18 protein-coding genes are annotated in these 19034 nt (G+C 63.3%); 9 read left to right on the top strand and 9 right to left on the bottom strand.

Features of this window, described 5'->3' with window-relative positions; all coding sequences use genetic code 11:
* Nucleotides 1-25: 25 nt before the first annotated feature.
* From IC232_RS20375 to IC232_RS20385, 3 genes are all read right to left on the bottom strand, one after another.
* The gene (locus tag IC232_RS20375) at nt 26-457 is read right to left on the bottom strand and encodes a hypothetical protein (protein ID WP_190846789.1); all 432 of its coding nucleotides are present in this window, start codon (nt 455-457) and stop codon (nt 26-28) included.
* A gap of 160 nt (nt 458-617) precedes the next feature.
* Nucleotides 618-902, bottom strand: coding sequence for a hypothetical protein (locus tag IC232_RS20380; protein ID WP_190846790.1), 285 nt, complete (start codon nt 900-902; stop codon nt 618-620).
* Nucleotides 903-1053: 151 nt separating this feature from the next.
* Nucleotides 1054-1785, bottom strand: a complete 732-nt coding sequence (locus IC232_RS20385; protein WP_190846791.1) for a Crp/Fnr family transcriptional regulator — start codon at nt 1783-1785, stop codon at nt 1054-1056.
* Nucleotides 1786-2135: 350 nt separating this feature from the next.
* On the opposite strand from IC232_RS20385, the gene IC232_RS20390 reads away from it, so the two are divergent.
* The 8 genes from IC232_RS20390 to IC232_RS20425 all read left to right on the top strand — a co-directional run bounded on the left by IC232_RS20390 (nt 2136) and on the right by IC232_RS20425 (nt 10816).
* Complete coding sequence (locus IC232_RS20390; RefSeq protein WP_190846792.1) at nt 2136-3599, top strand: amidase; 1464 nt, start codon at nt 2136-2138, stop codon at nt 3597-3599.
* A 191-nt stretch (nt 3600-3790) separates the two neighbouring features.
* The gene (locus IC232_RS20395; RefSeq protein WP_190846793.1) at nt 3791-4543 is read left to right on the top strand and encodes a rhodanese-related sulfurtransferase; all 753 of its coding nucleotides are present in this window, start codon (nt 3791-3793) and stop codon (nt 4541-4543) included.
* On the top strand, nt 4530-4748 hold the full coding sequence (locus IC232_RS20400; protein WP_190846829.1) for a SlyX family protein: 219 nt from the start codon (nt 4530-4532) through the stop codon (nt 4746-4748). Before IC232_RS20395 ends, IC232_RS20400 begins: the two co-directional genes overlap by 14 nt.
* A 334-nt stretch (nt 4749-5082) precedes the next feature.
* A complete protein-coding gene (gene groES / locus IC232_RS20405; RefSeq protein WP_190846794.1) occupies nt 5083-5397 on the top strand; it encodes a co-chaperone GroES in 315 nt (104 codons plus the stop codon).
* Between the two features lie 55 nt (nt 5398-5452).
* On the top strand, nt 5453-7078 hold the full coding sequence (groL, locus tag IC232_RS20410) for a chaperonin GroEL (RefSeq protein ID WP_190846795.1): 1626 nt from the start codon (nt 5453-5455) through the stop codon (nt 7076-7078).
* 102 nt (nt 7079-7180) lie between these two features.
* Nucleotides 7181-8230 (top strand): S66 peptidase family protein, encoded by a 1050-nt coding sequence (locus tag IC232_RS20415; protein ID WP_190846796.1) that lies wholly within the window; start codon nt 7181-7183, stop codon nt 8228-8230.
* Between the two features lie 331 nt (nt 8231-8561).
* The gene (locus IC232_RS20420; RefSeq protein WP_190846797.1) at nt 8562-9650 is read left to right on the top strand and encodes a TRAP transporter substrate-binding protein; all 1089 of its coding nucleotides are present in this window, start codon (nt 8562-8564) and stop codon (nt 9648-9650) included.
* A 167-nt stretch (nt 9651-9817) separates the two neighbouring features.
* Nucleotides 9818-10816 carry an LLM class flavin-dependent oxidoreductase gene (locus IC232_RS20425; RefSeq protein ID WP_190846798.1) on the top strand — a complete coding sequence of 333 codons (999 nt, stop codon included), beginning with the start codon at nt 9818-9820 and terminating at the stop codon, nt 10814-10816.
* 146 nt (nt 10817-10962) lie between these two features.
* Here IC232_RS20425 and IC232_RS20430 read toward each other — a convergent pair whose 3' ends face one another.
* The 3 genes from IC232_RS20430 to IC232_RS20440 form a co-directional block, all read right to left on the bottom strand.
* Nucleotides 10963-11805, bottom strand: coding sequence for an ABC transporter permease (locus IC232_RS20430; protein ID WP_190846799.1), 843 nt, complete (start codon nt 11803-11805; stop codon nt 10963-10965).
* Nucleotides 11802-12749 carry an ABC transporter permease gene (locus tag IC232_RS20435; RefSeq protein ID WP_190846800.1) on the bottom strand — a complete coding sequence of 316 codons (948 nt, stop codon included), beginning with the start codon at nt 12747-12749 and terminating at the stop codon, nt 11802-11804. The genes IC232_RS20430 and IC232_RS20435 overlap by 4 nt, the downstream gene beginning before the upstream one ends.
* Before the next feature lie 182 nt (nt 12750-12931).
* Nucleotides 12932-14413, bottom strand: coding sequence for an ABC transporter substrate-binding protein (locus tag IC232_RS20440; RefSeq protein WP_190846801.1), 1482 nt, complete (start codon nt 14411-14413; stop codon nt 12932-12934).
* 195 nt (nt 14414-14608) lie between these two features.
* Between IC232_RS20440 and IC232_RS20445 the strand changes: the two genes are divergently transcribed.
* Nucleotides 14609-14896, top strand: a complete 288-nt coding sequence (locus IC232_RS20445) for a DUF2218 domain-containing protein (protein WP_190846802.1) — start codon at nt 14609-14611, stop codon at nt 14894-14896.
* Between the two features lie 243 nt (nt 14897-15139).
* Here the strand turns inward: IC232_RS20445 and IC232_RS20450 are convergent, their stop codons facing one another.
* From IC232_RS20450 to IC232_RS20460, 3 genes are read right to left on the bottom strand one after another with little or no spacing between them, the layout of a single operon-like run.
* Entirely contained in the window at nt 15140-15889 is a 750-nt protein-coding gene (locus tag IC232_RS20450) for an SDR family oxidoreductase (RefSeq protein WP_190846803.1), read from the bottom strand.
* Nucleotides 15890-15919: 30 nt separating this feature from the next.
* Complete coding sequence (locus IC232_RS20455) at nt 15920-17392, bottom strand: aldehyde dehydrogenase family protein (protein WP_409564947.1); 1473 nt, start codon at nt 17390-17392, stop codon at nt 15920-15922.
* A gap of 13 nt (nt 17393-17405) precedes the next feature.
* Nucleotides 17406-19016 (bottom strand): ABC transporter ATP-binding protein, encoded by a 1611-nt coding sequence (locus tag IC232_RS20460; protein WP_190846804.1) that lies wholly within the window; start codon nt 19014-19016, stop codon nt 17406-17408.
* Nucleotides 19017-19034: the final 18 nt, after the last annotated feature.

Raw genomic sequence — 19034 nt, forward strand, 5'->3', positions numbered from 1 at the left:
TCCGAAAGGAACCGCCCTTTGTCATTCAGTCGCGTGCCACGACATCGTCCGTCCCGGACGGCATCAGGTGCTCGACGGACACCCACTCCGTGCAAGCCCGCAGAATCGGCGCGAGATAGGCGCGGTTGCCCTCGATCTCGACCACGCGGCAGGGATAGGCCCTGCGGTCCCCGGGAGGACGGTAGATCACGGTGGCTCCCGGTCGGATGTCATCGTTGGCGAGGGAAACCGGCGCGCTGATTGTCGGCAGACTTGCAGGCTTCTCGTTGTCCTGGGCTACGCTCGCCTGTCGGGCCGCGCGGTGGCGCTCCAGCGCTTCGATCGCGACCCTGGCGCGGTCACGGTAGCGATCGCAGACGACCCTCATCAGGGTTCCCCTCTCCCTGCCCGGATACCAGGTGACGCCCCCGATCTTGGCCAGTTCTTCCGCAACGACCTCAATCTCTTCCTCTGTCATTGGCTTACAATCCCGCGTGAGCATGTGTGATGTGCTCAGGTCTTGTGATGGCACTCGTGTGACCTGTTCATCGAGTGCATTAGCCCCCAGCAGAATTCTTTTGTTATTCAAATCCGGTGCCTCGCATCGGGATGCACCGAACGGATTCAAGCCGATCGGATCAGGCCCTCAGATCCATCATGCGCTTCTGCAGGATGGCAAGCTGCTGAATGTACGGTTCGCGGCGTTCTCGATGCCGGTTCTTGAGCTTCTCGAGAGCACGATCCTTGATGGTGGCGTCGGGTGACGTGCTGCTGAGTTTCTCGCGCTCCTGTTCGTAGTCGAAGTCCAGATCGGCCAGGGTCGCCAGGAGAGACTGCAGCAAAGGTTGATATGCGGGTGAGTAAATTCTCGGGTGGAGAGCCCTGTTATTAAATTCATCTTTGCGAAACTTAGTATCGTTCATCTTCTTCCTCGTATTAACTTGCGTTAATAAAGATTGAAGGTACTGAGCTGGAGTTACCTCGTCTGTTGGGTAGCCGACATAAGCTCGGAAGAAATCGTTTTCATTGAAAACTCTTGTGCTGGCCTGCACATCACAGACCATTCGGACGCTATCAATCGCGTCTGAGCGCACCGGGCAGGAGCCTCTCGAAGCTCTCACAGATTGTGCGGTAGCATTCGCAGACCGTCGCTTCGAGGCCTTGTCGATCCGTGATTCGGATCGTGCCCCTTCCCTGAACGATGAGGCCGGCTTTCTGAAGAGCGCTCGTGACGCTGCTGACCGTGGAGCGCTGAACGCCCAGCATCTCGGCTAGTGTTTCGTGGGTCAGGGGAAGCTCATCCCGGTCCGTGCGATCCCGCGTGGTCAGGATGGATCGGCAGCATCGGGCTTCGACGCTGTGAACGGCATTGCAGGCTACAGTCTGCAGCGTCTGGGCCAAGAACGCCTCGGTGAAGCGGAACATGGCATGCCGCAGCTTGGGCCGCTCCGCCACGCCTTCGTTCAGCCGCTCCAGGGAAACGCGCGACGCCGTTCCAGGAATTTGAGTGATGTAGCGGCCGAACGACTGGCGTGTGACGAGCGCGCTGATGAATCCGAGGGCGCCTTCCCGGCCGAAGACGGCCATCTCGACGGATCCGCCGCTCCGAAGAACCGTCAGGAGAGAAACGATTGCGTCATGGGGGAAGTAGGTGTGCCTGATCGGCTCTCCTACTTCGAAGAGTACCTTGCCCCGCGGCAGATCGACGATTTCAAGGTGGGGCTCAAGCCAAGAAAAGTCTTCAAGCTCCAAAGCGGCGAGGAGCCGGTTTCTTCGGTGAGTGGCAGCCTTGGAACCATTCTTCATGGCAAGGGATCACTGGGTTGAGCCGACTTCCAAAACGGAAATCAGCCATACTGCAATACTGTAATGGCACAACTAGCGGCTGAATAGCCAAGTCTCTCAGTATAAACACTCAAATGAGCGTTGTTATTCCATCACCTCTCAAAAAATCATTCTGAACATGATGTTCCACTCTCCCGGCCGATAACAGGCATCGGCCCAGCTCTGTGCCGCCAAGGTAAGGCTGATGCCTCCAAAGAGCTGGAAACAGCCGTTTGGGCGAGGCCGGACCGACATGCCCCTGCACCAGCTTCATAGGGCCATGCGCAGAGATGCGGTAAAACGGGTTTACCAGGCCCGAGGATGGCTTCAGCATGGCTGCCGGTCGAATCCGCGAGCGGGAGAGTTTCGCATTGAGCACGCAATCGTCGGCACATCATTCCTCTCGGAATTCATCCGAGAACCTCGCCGACTGGTCGGCTTCCCAGCTCCTTGAAGCCTATGCCCGCAAGTCGATATCGCCTGTGGATGCGACGAAGGCTGTCATCGCTCGCATCGAGGCTTACGAGCCGCGGCTTCAGGCTCTCTATGCCTTCGATCCCGAGGCGGCCCTGAGCGCCGCAACCGAGGCGGAGCAACGCTGGATGCGTGGTGAGGCGAGGGCGCTCGACGGTGTACCAGCAACGATCAAGGAAAACATCGCCACCAAGGGAACGCCGGTGCCGCTCGGCACCGCTGCACGCCCGCTCGTTCCTGCCGCTGACGATGCACCGTCGGCGGCACGGCTGCGCGAGGATGGCGTGGTCATTCTCGCCAAGACCACCATGCCGGATTACGGCATGCTCTCCTCGGGCCTCTCCAGCTTCCATCCGCTCACACGCAATCCGTGGGACCTGTCGAAGAATCCCGGCGGCAGCTCGGCAGGAGCAGGCGCTGCGGCTGCCGCGGGCTATGGGCCGTTCCACATCGGCACCGATATCGGCGGCTCGATCCGCCTGCCTGCGTCGTGGTGTGGAGTCTTCGGTCTGAAGCCGAGCTTCGGCCGCATCCCCATTGACCCCACCTATTATGGCCGTGTGGCCGGGCCCATGACCCGCACGGTGCGCGATGCCGCTCTCATGATGACGAGCCTGACGCGTCCGGATGTGCGCGACGCCATGAGCCTGCCGTACCAGGATCTGCCCTGGCTCGATCTCGGGATCGACCTCAAGGGCCTGAGGATTGGCGTGATGATGCAGGCGGGCATCGGCATGCCGCTCGACCCGGAGATCCGCGCTGCGGTCGAGCGGGCCACGCAGCTCTTTTCCGATGCCGGTGCCATCATCGAGGAGGCGCCCGCCTTCATCACTCGCGAGATGCTCGACGGTCTCGACGATTTCTGGCGCCAGCGCGCTTGGACCGACATGGCTCCTTTAAGCGAGGAAGAGCGTGGAAAGATCCTGCCCTACATCCGGCAATGGGCCGAGGGAGGCAAGAGCCTGACAGGCTCGCAAGTCTATAGCGGGATGAACCAGATGATGATGATGCGCCACGCGGCAGTGGCCGCCACGCAAAGCTTCGACTTCGTGATCTCGCCCGTGGCGCCCTGCGTGGCCTATCCGGCGGAACTGGCGTCGCCGATCCACAATCCGGAGGAGCCCTTCGAGCATATCGGCTACACGGTCGCCTTCAACATGTCGGACCAGCCGGCATCCTCCGTGAACGCCGGCTATACGAAGGCGGGCCTGCCCATCGGCCTCCAGATCATCGGCCGCCGCTTCGACGATGTGGGGGTGCTCCGGCTTTCCCAAGCCTGGGAGGATATGTGCCCGGAGAAGCGGCCCTGGCCGAAGCTTTAGGTAAGCCGCTGACATTCACCACGTCATGGCCGGGCTTGTCCCTGCCATCCCGATTCTGTGGGGCGCAGCGCTTTTCAAATCGGGATCACCGGCACAAGGCCGGTGATGACGAGCGTGTGTCACTATTGGAGCGACATCGCGGATCACGCAGCCGGGTTCCCCGGCTCGGCTCCTCCTGATAAACAGCCGCCATGACGTACAAGGTTGCCGCTCTCTATCAGTTCGTTCCGCTGCCCGACTTCCGGGAACTCAAGGACCCGCTTCATGCGCTCTGCCTCGACCTCGGGATCAAGGGCACGCTCCTGCTCGCCCATGAAGGGATCAACGGCACCGTGGCCGGCACGGGGGAGGGCATCGATTCGCTCATGACCGAATTGCGGGCAGGGGCGCTGTTCGGCAGCCGCCTCGACAACTTGGAGCTGAAGTTCTCCGCCGCGTCCGAAATGCCGTTCAAGCGCATGAAGGTGCGCCTGAAGAAGGAGATCGTGACCCTGGGCGATCCGCAGATCGATCCCCTGCGCCGGGTCGGCACCTATGTGTCGCCGGCCGAGTGGAACCGGCTCCTGGAGGAGCCCGGCATCGTGCTTCTCGATACCCGCAACGGCTTCGAGGTCGAGATGGGCACCTTCGAGGGCGCGGTCGATCCCCGGATCAAGCGCTTCAGCGAGTTCAAGGATTTCGTGAAGAACGAGCTCGACCCGGCCAAGCACAGGAAGGTCGCCATGTTCTGCACCGGCGGCATCCGCTGCGAGAAGGCCAGCGCCTATATGCTGAACCAGGGCTTCGAGGAGGTCTTCCACCTGAAGGGCGGCATCCTCAAATACCTGGAGGACACGCCGGAAGCCGAGAGCCGGTGGAAGGGCGAGTGCTTCGTGTTCGACGAGCGTGTGGCCCTGGGCCATGGCTTGGTGGAGGCAGGGGAGTCGAATGATGACCGATCCTGATGCCGCCAATGCCCGGATCGAGGCCCTGGAGGTGCGCGTCGCCTACCAGGATCAGGTGATCGAAGACCTGAACCAGACGGTCATTGCCCAATGGAAGCAGATCGATGCCCTCAGGCGCCAGCTCAACGAGGTGCTGGACAGGGTTGAGGAGGTCGAGGACAGCACCGGGCCCCGCTCGCCCGAGCCTCCGCCGCCGCATTACTAAAGCCGAGGCCTTCTAAGGTTCATACTTAGTTTTCCACTGTCATTCCGGGGCCGCGTAGCGGAGCCCGGAATCCATAAACACGACGCTGATCAAGAGTGCTGCGGCTCTCATAAAGTCCTATTCTGCCCTGTTAGCGGTTGTGGATTCCGGGCTCTCCCTTTGCTCGCCCCGGAATGACAGCGAGACCGGTTTGGCACTCGGTTCCCATAAGTGCCAAAAAATTTTCATGACCCCTCTTGAACGGTGACGTTCTTTCAACCAAATCATCGACCGCGGAGGCCCGAACGGCTCCGCTTGAGGCAGTTAATAGACTGATATCATTGGAGGAAGCTTCATGAAGTTCCGTCCTTTGCATGACCGGATTGTGGTCCGCCGCATCGAGGCCGAACAGAAGTCCGCGGGTGGGATCATCATCCCCGACACCGCCAAGGAAAAGCCCCAGCAGGGCGAGGTGATCGCCGTCGGACCCGGCGCCCGTAACGAGCAGGGCCAGCTCGTGCCCCTCGACGTTCAGGTCGGCGACACGGTGCTGTTCGGCAAATGGTCCGGCACCGAGGTCAAGATCGATGGCCAGGATCTCCTGATCATGAAGGAGAGCGACATCATGGGCGTGCTGGAGCAGTCCGCCGTCCAGAAGAAGGCCGCCTAAGGCCAAATCCATAATCAGAGTCACACATCGTTACGTCTCACAGGAGTGACGAACAATGGCTGCTAAGGAAGTCAAATTCGCCCTGGACGCTCGCGACAAGATGCTGCGCGGCGTCGACATCCTCGCCGACGCGGTGAAGGTCACCCTCGGCCCCAAAGGCCGCAACGTGGTGATCGAGAAGAGCTTCGGGGCTCCGCGCATCACCAAGGATGGCGTCACCGTCGCGAAAGAAATCGAGCTCTCCGACAAGTTCGAGAACATGGGCGCCCAGATGGTACGCGAGGTGGCAAGCAAGCAGAACGACCGTGCCGGCGACGGCACCACCACGGCGACCGTTCTGGCTCAGGCCATCGTCCGCGAAGGCGCCAAGGCTGTGGCCGCCGGCATGAACCCCATGGACCTCAAGCGCGGCATCGATCTTGCCGTCGAGGCCGTGGTGGCGGATCTCAGGAAGAACGCCAAGAAGGTCACGTCCAACGACGAGATCGCCCAGGTGGGCACCATCTCGGCCAACGGCGACTCTGACGTCGGTCGCATGCTGGCCGAGGCCATGCAGAAGGTCGGCAACGAGGGCGTGATTACCGTCGAGGAAGCGAAGTCCCTGGAGACCGAGCTCGAAGTGGTCGAGGGCATGCAGTTCGACCGCGGCTACCTCTCGCCCTACTTCATCACGAATGCCGAGAAGATGCGCGTGGAGCTTGAGGATCCCTACATCCTCATCCACGAGAAGAAGCTCTCGGGCCTCCAAGCCATGCTGCCCGTGCTGGAAGCCGTCGTTCAGACCGGCAAGCCGCTCCTCATCATCGCCGAGGACGTAGAAGGCGAGGCTCTTGCCACCCTCGTGGTCAACAAGCTGCGTGGCGGCCTGAAGATCGCCGCTGTGAAGGCTCCGGGCTTCGGCGACCGTCGCAAGGCCATGCTCGAGGACATCGCGGTTCTCACCAAGGGGCAGACGATCTCCGAGGATCTCGGCATCAAGCTGGAGAACGTCACGCTCAACATGCTCGGCCGCGCCAAGAAGGTGGTGATCGAGAAGGAGAACACTACCATCGTGGACGGTGCCGGCGACAAGCGCGACATCGAAGCCCGCGTCGGCCAGATCAAGGCGCAGATCGAGGAGACCACCTCCGACTACGACCGTGAGAAGCTGCAGGAGCGTCTCGCCAAACTCGCAGGCGGCGTCGCGGTGATCCGCGTCGGCGGCGCGACCGAAATCGAGGTGAAGGAGAAGAAGGACCGCGTCGATGACGCCATGCACGCCACCAAGGCGGCGGTCGAGGAGGGCATCCTGCCCGGCGGCGGCGTAGCCCTGCTGCGTGCACTCAAGGCGCTCGATGCCGTGAAGCCCGCCAACGACGACCAGAAGACCGGCGTCGAAATCGTGCGCCGCGCGCTCCAGGCTCCGGCTCGTCAGATCGCCATCAATGCGGGCGAGGACGGCTCCGTCATCGTCGGCAAGGTGGCTGAGGCCAGGGACTACGCTGCCGGCTGGAATGCCCAAACCGGCGAATACGGCGACCTGTACAAGTTCGGCATCATCGATCCGGCGAAGGTCGTGCGTGTGGCGCTCGAGGACGCCGCATCGGTGGCGGGCCTGCTCATCACCACCGAGGCGATGATCGCCGAGAAGCCGAAGAAGGACGCTGCTCCGGCCATGCCTGCCGGCGGCATGGACTTCTAAGCCTCAGCACCGATCCCAACAATGGGCGGCGCTGCGTGAGCAGCGCCGTTTTCTTTGCGCGCAGGATCTGCCAAAAAGTGTGCTCACTTCGCAGAGGACATCATGGCGGATCGCTGGTGGCAGAGACCTCTCGTCAAACCGCAGGCCCTTCGGCCGGGTGATCGCGTTGCCATCGTCTCGACGAGCTGGGGCGGCCCGGCGGTTTTCCCGCATCGCTACGAGGCCGGCAAACGCTATCTGGCGGATGCGCTCAGACTCGTGCCCGTCGAGATGCCTCACGTTTTGCGCGAAGTGGATTGGCTCGACCGGAATCCCAAGGCACGCGCCGAGGACATCAACGCGGCTTTTGCTGATCCCTCCATCAAAGGCGTCATTGCCAGCATCGGCGGCGACGATGCCATCCGGCTGATCCCGCATGTCGATCTCGATGTGATCGCGCGCAATCCGAAGGTGTTTCTCGGCTATTCGGACCCGACAGTCCTGCATTTCGGCTGCCTTAAGGCTGGTCTCTGCTCCTTCTACGGCCCAATGATCATGTCAGGCTTTGCCGAGAATGGCGGCATGCACGCTTACGCGGAAACCTCCGTGCGCAAGGCTGTCTTCCAAACGACACCCATCGGCGAGATCGAGGCGAACAGCCAGGGATGGACGGTCGAGCACCTGCCCTGGAAGGATCCTGAGAACCAGAACAAACGTCGCAAGCTGACACCCTCGACCGGTCCCCGAATCCTGCAGGGAGAGGGCACCGTCCGGGGACACTTGATCGGCGGCTGCGCCGAAGTGCTGGAGATGCTCAAAGGCTCGGACTGGTGGCCTCCATTGGCGTATTGGGACGGCGCGATCCTGTTCTACGAAACCTCCGAGGAGGCGCCGGCGGCCACACAGGTGCTCCGCTGGCTGCGCAACTTCGCAGCGCAGGGCATCCTGCACCGCCTGTCCGGCATCGTTCTCGGGCGGCCCGGAGGGCAGACCGATGAAGCGTATCGGCAGGAACAGGAACGGACGGTCCTGCGCGCGCTCGACGAGGCTGGCCTCCATCATCTGCCGGTTCTGGCGGAACTCGATTTCGGCCACACCGACCCGATCGCGACGCTGCCCTACGGAGCCATGGCCGAGATCGATTGCTCACGCTCGCGACTGTCGATCCTTTAGCCCGGCGTCTCATCTCGCGACGCGTAAGGCCCGGCATCCGAACTCATGCTTCGTGTGCAAGCTCGCCTGCCTGCTTCTGCGCTGATCTCATAGCTCGCGACACGCGCTAACCCACTTCGATCTGTGAATTCGAACCATCCGCAGAAAGTGTGTGAAGCTTATCAATATGTTAGTCTGGAACCATCACGGATGCTGTTGATTGGCTCGCCGGAAGCCGCCACGCGTGGGACATTGAATTTAAAACTTTAGTCTAACTTTACTGAGCGTCACCAATCCCTTGTACCGGGCCTCCTTCAAAGCGCGACATGCCCCCGAACAGGAGTAGGCAATCATGAAACGCCGCAACTTTCTCACCACAGCCGGTGCAGGCCTTGCAGCCGGTGCCATTGCCAAGCCGGCCATCGCCCAATCCAATCCGGAGATCCGCTGGCGTCTGACCTCGGGTTTCCCGAAGTCCCTGGACACGATCTATGGCGGGGCCGACTTCCTGGCGAAGTACGTGTCCGAGGCGACCGAGGGCAAGTTCCAGATCCAGCCCTTCGCAGCAGGCGAGATCGTCGGCACCTTCCAGGCCGCTGACGCCGTCAGCTCCGGCACGGTCGAGATGGCCCATACGGCAGCCTATTACTATGTCGGCAAGGACCCGACCTTCGCGGCCGCCGCGGCAGTGCCGTTCACGCTCAATGCCCGCCAGCTCAATGCCTGGCAGTATCATGGCGGCGGCATCGGCCTCGTGAACGAGTTCATGGCCAAGCATAACCTCTATGCCCTTCCCGGTGGCAACACCGGCACCCAGATGGGCGGCTGGTTCCGCAAGGAGATCAAGACCGTTCAGGACCTGCAGGGCCTGAAGATGCGCATCGCCGGCATCGCCGGTCAGGTGATGGCGAAGCTGGGCGTGATTCCGCAGCAGGTGGCCGGCGGCGACATCTATCCGTCGCTCGAGCGCGGCACCATCGACGCCGCCGAGTGGATCGGCCCTTACGATGACGAGAAGCTCGGCTTCCAGAAGGTCGCGCCGTACTACTACTATCCAGGATTCTGGGAAGGCGGCCTGACGCTTCACTTCATGTTCAATAAGGAGAAGTGGGAATCGCTGCCGAAGCACTACAAGGCGATCGTGGAATCCGCCGCCATGGCGGCGAACCAGGACATGCTGGCCAAGTACGACACCAAGAACCCGGCCGCACTCCGCAGCCTCGTGGGCGCCGGCGCGCAGCTGCGCCCGTTTTCGGCGGAGATCCTGGATGCCGCCTACAAGGCGACCAATGAGGTTTATGCGGAGATCTCCGCCCAGAATGCGGACTTCAAGAAGCTGATCGACTCGATCCGCGCCTTCCGCAACGAGGAATACCTCTGGTTCCAAGTGGCCGAATACGCCTTCGACAGCTACATGATCCGCGCCCGCACCCGCGGCTGATCCCTGATCCGTCAAGCCAGCGGAAACCCGGCGTCCCAGACGCCGGGTTTTTACTTGCAGGGCTGGTGTGCCCCGAGCGGGAGGCTCGGCGGGTTGTATCCGAGGCCAAGAATGATGATCTCATGATCACCCTTGTTCGGCCTTGAACCGCACCAGAAAGATTGTCCATGCCTCCTTTCTCCGTTCTCGATCTCGCGCATATCCCCGAAGGCTTCACGGCCTCCGATGCCCTGCGCAACTCTCTCGACCTGGCGCAGCACACCGAGAAGTGGGGCTACACCCGTTTCTGGCTCGCCGAGCACCACAACATGGTGGGCATCGCGAGTGCGGCGACGAGCGTGGCAATCGGCCATGTGGCCGGCGGCACCAGGACGATCCGCGTGGGTGCTGGCGGCATCATGCTGCCGAACCATTCGCCCCTGGTGATCGCCGAGCAGTTCGGCACCCTCGATGCGCTTTACCCAGGCCGCATCGATCTCGGCGTCGGTCGCGCGCCTGGCACCGACCAGCGCACGCTCCGGGCCCTGCGCCGGGATCCGACCGCCGCCGATACCTTCCCGCAGGACGTGCTCGAATTGCAGGCGCTGCTCGGGCCCGTGCAGCCCGATCAGGTGATTCAGGCCGTGCCGGGGGCAGGCTCCAACGTGCCGATCTGGATTCTGGGCTCCAGCCTGTTCGGCGCGCAGTTGGCTGCCATGCTGGGGCTGCCTTACGCTTTTGCATCCCATTTCGCTCCGGGTGCCCTGATCCAGGCGCTGCAGGTCTACCGCGAGCGCTTCCAGCCGTCCGCCCAGCTCGACCGTCCCTACGCCATGGTGGGCGTCAATGTGATCGCCGCCGAGACGGACGAGGAGGCGAAGCGTCTCTTCACCTCAGCACAGCAGGCCTTCACCAACATGTTCCGCGGCACACGCGGCAAGCTTCAGCCGCCGATCGACGATATCGAGAGCTACTGGACGCCGCATGAAAAAGCGCAGGCCATGAGTATGCTCTCCTGCTCCTTCGTCGGTTCCGCGAAGACCGTGCGGGAAGGACTGGAGGGTTTCATCGCCGAGACCGACGCGGACGAACTCATCGTCGCCTCGGCAATCTACGATCACGGCAAGCGGTTGCGTTCTTACGAGATTTTGGCTGACCTGCAGAAGGCAACGAGCAATGCGGCTTGAGAGCGCTCACCAATACTCCACCCTCATCCTGAGGAGGTCGCGAAGCGGCCGTCTCGAAGGATCATCCAGTGCTCTCTTGAAGCTCCTTCGAGACGCAGACGCGTCTGCTCCTCAGGATGAGGTCGAGAATGGGTTTGCCGAGGCGCTTAAGCCGTAGCGCCTCTTCCCTTCAGCGTCGGATCGAGCGCGTCGCGCAAGCCATCACCGAGAAGGTTCAGGCCGAGCACCGAAAGGGCGATGGCGATGCCCGGCGCGATGGCAAGGTGCGGCGCCTGCGAGAGGTAGGTCTGCGCATCGCTGAGCATGCGGCCCCAGCTCGGGTTCGGCGGGCGCACGCCCAAGCCCAGGTAGCTCAGGCCTGCTTCGGTGAGGATCGCGAGAGCGAGCTGGATCGTGACCTGCACGATCAATGCACCCGCAATGTTGGGCATCACGTCTTCCCAGGTGATGCGCAGCGGATGCTTGCCGATGGCGCGCGCCGCTGCGATGTAGTCGAGCGTCCAGACCTGAAGGGCAACGCCGCGCGTGACGCGGGCGAAGACGGGGATGTTGAACACCGCGATCGCCAGAATGGCCGCAAGCGGCCCGGAGCCTAGGAGTGCGCCGATCATGATGGCGGAGAGCACGGCCGGGAAGGCAAACACCACGTCGGACACGCGCATGGCGATCTCGTCCGCCAAGCCCTTCCAAGCGGCTGCCGCACAGCCGATGGCGGTGCCGATGGCTGCCCCCAGCAGAACCGCCGGCCAGGCGATGGCAAGCGAGTTCCACGCCCCAACCATGAGCAGCGAAGCGACATCGCGGCCGAAATGATCCGTGCCGAGGATGCCGACCTCGCCGGGGCCTTTCAGGCGCATGGCAACACGCACGCGGGTCGGCACTTCTGGTGTCCAGACGAGCGACAGGAGAGCCGTGGCGATGAGCAGCACTGTCAGAATGCCGCCGACCACAAGCGCGGAATTCAGCGGAATGCGCGCTCGCTTCGTCATGCCCGACTCCTCAGACGCGGATCGAGGATGGCATAGCCGATGTCGACCAGGAAATTCACCACGATCACCAGACCGGAAAAGATCAGCACGATGTCCTTGATCACCACGAGGTCGCGCTGATTGAGCGCCTGGTAGGCGAGCCGTCCGAGCCCGGGCAGGTTGAATACGTTCTCGACCAGGATCGCGCCGCCGAAGAAGAACGAGAGCTGCAGGCCCAGGATGGTCGTCACGGGAATGAGCGCATTCGGCACCACATGACGGCGCAGCGTTGCGCTCTTGTCGACGCCCTTGGCGCGGGCGGTGCGCACGAAGTCGGCGCCGATCACTTCCAGGGTGGCCGAGCGCGTCACGCGGGTGAGCACGGCGGCCTGGGGCAGGGCAAGCGCCACGGCCGGCAGGAGCAGGGCCTGCAGGGCAGGGCCGACGCCAGCGTTCCAGCCGGGAAAGCCGCCCGCCGGGAACCAGCCGAGCCAGGTGGAGAAGAACAGGATGAACAGGAGGCCAATCCAGAAATTCGGAACCGCGACGCCGAGCTGGCTGAACACGAGCACGGCCCGATCCACCGGCCCATCGCGCCGCGCGGCCGCTGCAACGCCGAGCGGCAGGGCGAGGGCAGTCGAGATCAGGATGGCGAGCAGGCTCAACGGAAGCGTCACGTTCATGCGCTCGGCCACAAGCGTCGAGACCGGCATCTTGTAGGTGATCGACGTGCCGAGATCGCCCTGAAAGATTCCGCCGATCCATTGCAGATAGCGCAGGAGCGCCGGCTGATCGAGTCCGAGCTCCTGCCGCAACGCGGCCAGCGTATCCTCCCGTGCGGCTGTGCCGAGCATGATGGCAGCCGGATCGCCCGGCAGAACCTCCAGGATCAGGAAGATCGCCAGCGACACGAACAGGAGTGTCACCGCGAGGGAAACGAGTCGGGTGATGACGAGACGCAGCACGAGTTTACGCTTCTCTCTTTCCCCCTTGCGGGGAGGGTACTGTGACCAGGTGAAACCTTTCCGTCATGGCCGGGCTCGTCCCGGCCATCCACGTCTTTGAGCGGTGTTAAGACGTGGATCCCCGGAACAAGTCCGGGGATGATGGCGTGTCAAAGGAAGCTGCGTGAGACCATATCCCTGTCTCACTCGCTCCACGAAACTTCCGTCACATCGTTCGACGGAATCGGTGAGTTCTCCCACAGACCCTGCACCTTCGCGTTCCACACGCCGAGCTTCGGCAGCTGGAACAGGAAGAGGGCGGGCACGTCCTCGGCGAGAATCTTCTGCGCCTCGGCGTACTTCGCGAAACGCGCCTTCTCGTCCGTGGTCTTGGCTGCTTCCGCCACCAGGGCTTTGAACTTCTCGTTCTTGTAGTTGAAGTAGTAGCTGTCGCGGGCGAAGATCTCGATGTCGAGTGGCTCCGTGTGGGACACGATGGTGACATCGTAATCCTTGTTCTTGAACACCTCCTCGATCCACTTGGCCGGGAACTCGGTCGGGATGATCTTCAGGTCGACGCCGACCTCCGCCATCATGGCCGAGAGCAGTTCCGCCGAGCGGCTGGCATAGGCCATCTGGGGCGACTTGATGGTGATCGACAGGCCGTTGCCGTGTCCTGCCTCCTTCAGCAACGCCTTTGCCTTCTCCACGTCGTAGGGAATGACGTTCGTGGTATCAACGAAGGCTGGGTTGTTCGGCGAGAAGAAGCTGCCGATAGGCTGGCCGAAGCCGGAATAGGCGCCCTCGATCAGCGCCTTGCGGTCGACAGCATGCATGAGCGCGCGGCGCACGCGCACGTCGTCGAAGGGTTTTTTCGCGCTGTTGATGCCTGCGACGGTCTCGCCTTCCGTGTTGCCGGCCACCGCCTTGAAGCGGTTGTCCTTCTGGAACTCGGCGAAGAGCTCCGGTGCGCCGAGGTTCGGGAAGGCGTCCACGTCGCCCGCGCGCAGGGCCGCCACCTGCGCCTGCGCATCGCTGATGAAGCGGAAGGTGACGCTCTCCAGCTTCACCTTGTCCTTCTGCCAGTAATCGGGATTTTTCGTCAGCTCCACCCGGTCGCCGCGTGTCCAGGACTTGAACTTGAACGGTCCGGTGCCGACTGGGTTCGCCGCGTTGTTGGCTGCCGTTTCGGGCGCCACGATCACCGCGTCGCCCCAGCCGAGATAGTAGAGGAAGTTGCCCGAGGTTTCCTTCAGCCTGATCACCACGGTGGCGGGATCGGGCGTCTCGATGGACGTGATGGGCGCAAAGATCTGCTTCTGGGCGTTCGTCGATTTCGGATCGCGGGCGCGGTCGAAGGCGAACTTCACATCCGCCGAATCGAATGTCGAACCGTCGTGGAACTTCACGCCTTCCTGCAAGCGGAAGGTGTAGGAGAGGCCGTCCGGCGAGACCTCCCAGCTTTTCGCGAGCAGGGGCTGCACCTTGCCGCTGCGATCGATGCGCACCAGGCCTTCGTAGAGGTTGACCCAGGTCACCTCGCGGATGGCCACGGGGGCGGCGATCGTCGGATCGAGACCCGGCGGCTCGATGGGCATGCCCACCACCAGGGAGGTCTTGGCGGCCAAAGCCGGAAGGGCGCTGACGGAGAGGAGGAGGGCGGCAGTCAGGAGGCGCTTCGTCATCAGGCTTGAACTCCATCCGGTGTGGGCTGCGACAGGTCGCGATGTTCTCAGCTTACGCAGGATGGCGCCGGATGGAAGACCGCCGTTACGGATTGTTCACTTAACTTCGGTTCTGGGAAAGCCTAAGCAGGCTTGTTGAGTGACCCGCAAAGCCCACTCGTGTGAACGGTTTTGGCGGCAACGAAAGGCTTTGAGATGGCTTTTGAGACATCCCGGGTGCCGACTGTGAACGGCGCCAGATACCTCCAGCAGCTCTGCAAGCACTGGAGCCACAAGCTGGATGTCCACCTGTCGGAAAACGAGGGAATCGTGCGCTTCCCGGCCGCCGTTGCCACCGTGACGGCGGATTCTGAGGCCCTCACGGTAAAAGTGGAGGCAGAGGACGACGAGACGCTGCAGCGGATGAAAGGCGTTGTCGTCTCGCATCTCGACCGGTTTGCCTTCCGGGAGTCGCCGCTGACGTTCGCGTGGTCCAAGGGCTGATGGGCCCCTGCCATTCCGGGGCGGCTCATCAGAGACGAGCCCGGAATCCATAACCACCACGTTTCAAGAAGAGCGAGCAGTGTTACGTCTGGTTCTGTACCGTTAGCGGTTATGGATTTCCACGCCTTCGGCGCGGCCCTTCGGGTCGGGCTCTGCTGCGCAGCCCCGGAATGACAGGGCGTGTCATTTCAAACCGCGACCATCGGCACAGGGTCGGCGATGTCGCGGCGGATGTTGCTGGCCTCAAATACACCGTCCCCCATCGACCTCCAGCACCACGCCGGTGATCATGCTGGCTTCGTCCGAGGCGAGGTAGAGAGCCGCGTTGGCGATGTCCTGCGGGGTCGAGAAGCGGCCGAGCGGGATGGAATTGACGAATTGCTCGCGCTTCTGGGGCGTGTCCTCGCCCATGAAGGTGGCGAGCAGCGGCGTCTCTCCGGCGACCGGGGCCAGAGCGCAGACGCGGATCCTGCTGGGGGCGAGCTCCACGGCCATGGACTTGGTCATGGTGTGCACGGCGCCCTTGGTGCTGTTGTACCAGGTCAGGCCCGGACGCGGGCGCAGGCCTGCCGTTGAGCCTACATTGATGATCGCGCCGCCTCCCTGCCTCTGCATCAGCGGAACGGCCGCCTTGGCGAAGAGGTAGATCGACTTCACGTTCACCGCGAAGACACGGTCGAACTCGTCCTCTTCGACCTCCAGCATCGGCCGGTTGCGATGGCTGATGCCCGCATTGTTGACGACGATGTCGAGCTTGCCGAAGGCCGAGATGGTCCTCTCGACCGCTGCGTTCACGTCGGCGGCCTTCGACACGTCGGCCGCCAATCCGATGGCGGAAGTGCCGATTGTCTCCGCCGCGCTCTTGGCCGCCGCTTCGTTGATGTCGACGATGGCGACCTTGGCGCCTTCGCGGGCGAATGTTTCCGCGATCCCCAAGCCGAAGCCCGACCCGGCGCCCGTGACCAGCGCCACCTTGCCTTCAAGGCGATTCATGCGTTCTTCCCCTGATTGAAACGTGTTGATTTATCCGTGCGCGATGACGAGCGTCCTCGTCGTGGTGAACTCGATCAGACCCTCGAAACCCTTCTCGCGGCCATGGCCCGAGCGGCCGAAGCCGCCGAAGGGCAGCTCGATGCCGCCGCCGGCCCCATAGCAATTCACGAAAACCTGGCCTGCGCGCATGGCGCGGGAGACGCGCGTGGAGCGCATCCCGTCCCGGCTCCAGACGCCTGCCGCAAGGCCAAATTGCGTGCCGTTCGCGAGCCGGATGGCCTCCGCCTCATCCTCGAAGGGCGTCGCCACCAGCACCGGTCCGAAGACCTCTTCCTGGGTCAGGATGCTTTCGTGCGGAACGGGAGCGAGGAAGGTTGGCGCCACGTAATAACCGCCGGGAGGCGCGTCGAGCGCCACCACACCCTCGCCGACGACTGTGAGGCCCTCGTTGCGTCCACGCTCCAGGTAGCCGAGGACGCGGCGCTGCTGCGCCTGGTTGATCATCGGGCCAAGATCGGGCTCATGCTCCGGGTGGCCGGCGCGCAGGGCGCGGAAGCGCTCTGCGACGGCGTCGACCACGTCTTGGAAAATGCCGCGCTGGATCAGCAGGCGGCTGCCGGCCGAGCAGGTCTGGCCACCGTTCTGGATGATGGCGTTGACGAGGGTCGGCAGCGCGCGTTCGAGATCCGCATCGTCGAACACCACCTGGGCCGATTTGCCGCCGAGTTCGAGGGTCACGCCCACATGGTTCCGCGCTGCCGCAACCTGGACGGCCGTGCCAGTCTCGGGGCTGCCGGTGAAGGACAGGAAATCAATGCCCGGATGACCGGCGAGTGCCGCGCCTGCCGTGCGGCCGAGGCCCGTCACCACGTTGAGTGCGCCTTCGGGCAAGCCGACTTCGCGGGCAAGCGCCGCGATGCGTAGGATCGTCAGCGAGGCGTCCTCCGCCGGCTTCACCACGGTGGCGTTGCCGGCAGCCAATGCCGCCCCTACCGAGCGGCCGAAGATCTGCATCGGGTAGTTCCACGGCACGATATGTCCCGTCACCCCGTGCGGCACCCGCTCGACGCCGATGAAATGGGTGTTGAGATACGGGATCACATCGCCGTGCAGCTTGTCGGCGGCGCTGCCGTAGAATTCGAAATAGCGGGCGAGTGCGACGGCATCGGCGCGGGACTGGCGCAGCGGCTTGCCATTGTCGCGGCTTTCCAGAAGCGCCAACTCGTCCGCATGGGCCTCAACGGCGAGGCTAAGCGTCATGAGCAGGCGCCCGCGCTCCGTCGCCGTCAGCTTGCCCCATGCGCCATCAAGCGCTTCACGAGCAGCCTTCACGGCCTCATTGATGTCCTGCGCCGTGCCGGAGGCGATGCGGGCGAAGAGCGTGCCGTCGACGGGCGAGAATACATCGAGCGTCATGCCGTCCGATGCAGGGCGGTCGCGTCCGCCGATGAAATTCTGGAACACCATGTTGGGCGCAACCGTCGCGCTGACCTGATCGTTCACGGGTGTCGTCTCCCTAAAACGTTGTGTGCATGCCCGGCACGGCGGCCAGGAGCTGGCGGGTATAGGCATCCCGCGGATGCGCAAACAGTTGCGCGGTTTCAGCCATTTCCACAATCCGCCCTTTTTGCATGACAGCCACGCGGTCGCAGATCTGGGCGGCAACCCTCAGGTCGTGGGTGATGAACAGAATGGCAAGGCCGAACTCCTCCTGGAGGCCCTTCAGCAGCTTCAGAATCTCAGCTTGAACCGACACGTCGAGGGCTGAGACGGCCTCGTCCGCCACCAGCACGTCCGGCCGCATGGCGAGCGCGCGGGCGATGCCGATGCGCTGGCGCTGGCCGCCGGAGAATTCATGCGGATAGCGGTCGATGGCCTGTGCGGGAAGCCCGACCTTCTCCAGCAGGATGCGCGCATCATCGAGAGCCTTGGCCGGGTCCATTCCTTGCGTGACCGGCCCCTCGGCGATGATGCGACCGACGGTGCGTCGCGGATTGAGGGAGGCGAAGGGATCCTGAAACACCATCTGGATTTTTTGGCGGTGGGAACGCAACTGGCGCTGGGACAGGGTGCCGAACGGGAGATCCCCGATGGTGATGGCCCCGCCATCAGGCTCGATCAGCCGCAGCACGCAGCGCCCGACCGTCGATTTGCCGGAGCCGGACTCTCCGACGAGCCCGAGCGTCTCGCCACGCCGGATGTCGAAGCTCACCGCGTCCGCCGCCTGGACCTCGCGGCTTTTGCGGAAGAAGCCGCGGCCACCATAAGTTTTCGTCAGGCCGTCAACCTTGAGGGCAATGGGCTCGCCTGCAAGCACCTTGGGGGCCGGAGGCGTCAGAGAGGGAACGGCGGCAAGCAGCCGCTTGGTGTAAGCGTGCTGCGGGCGGGTGAGCACCTCATCAACCGTTCCTTCCTCGACCAGTTCGCCGTGCTGCAGCACGGCCACCCGGTCGGCGATCTCGGCCACCACGCCGAAATCGTGAGTGATGAACAGAACCGCCGTGCCCATCTTGCGGCGCAGGTTGTCGATGAGCTTGAGCACCTGTGCCTGCGTGGTCACATCGAGCGCCGTGGTCGGCTCGTCGGCAATGAGGAGCTTGGGCTCGAGCGCCAGCGCCATGGCGATCATCACCCGCTGGCGTTGGCCGCCGGAGAGTTCGTGCGGATAGGCTCTGGCAATCAGTTCCGGGTGAGGCAGGTGCACCTCCGTCAGGAGGTCGAGCACACGCCTGTCGCGCTCACTGGAGCTGTGCAGTCCATGGGCTCGGAAGGTCTCGGAAATCTGGTCCGCTACCCGCATCACCGGGTTGAGCGAGGTCATCGGCTCCTGAAACACCGTGCCGACCTCCCGACCGCGAACATCGCACCAGCCGGACTCATCGAGAGACAGGAGGTCGCGCCCGCCCAGCTTGATCGCACCCGACAGGACTCCGACGCCTACCGGCAGCAGGCCGATGACCGCCATGGCGGTCATTGACTTGCCGGAACCGGATTCGCCCACCACGCACAGGGTCTCGCCCGGTTTGATGGAGAGCGACAGGTTCCTGATCGCGTGCTGCCGGTCGGCCAGGGCCGGCAGGCCGATGGAGAGATTCTCGATCGACAGCACGGGGGAGGGGCTGTTCACTGTCGTTCTCCTGCGGGA

The organism is Microvirga sp. (genome assembly GCF_014699075.1).
Taxonomy (GTDB): Bacteria; Pseudomonadota; Alphaproteobacteria; order Rhizobiales; family Beijerinckiaceae; genus Microvirga.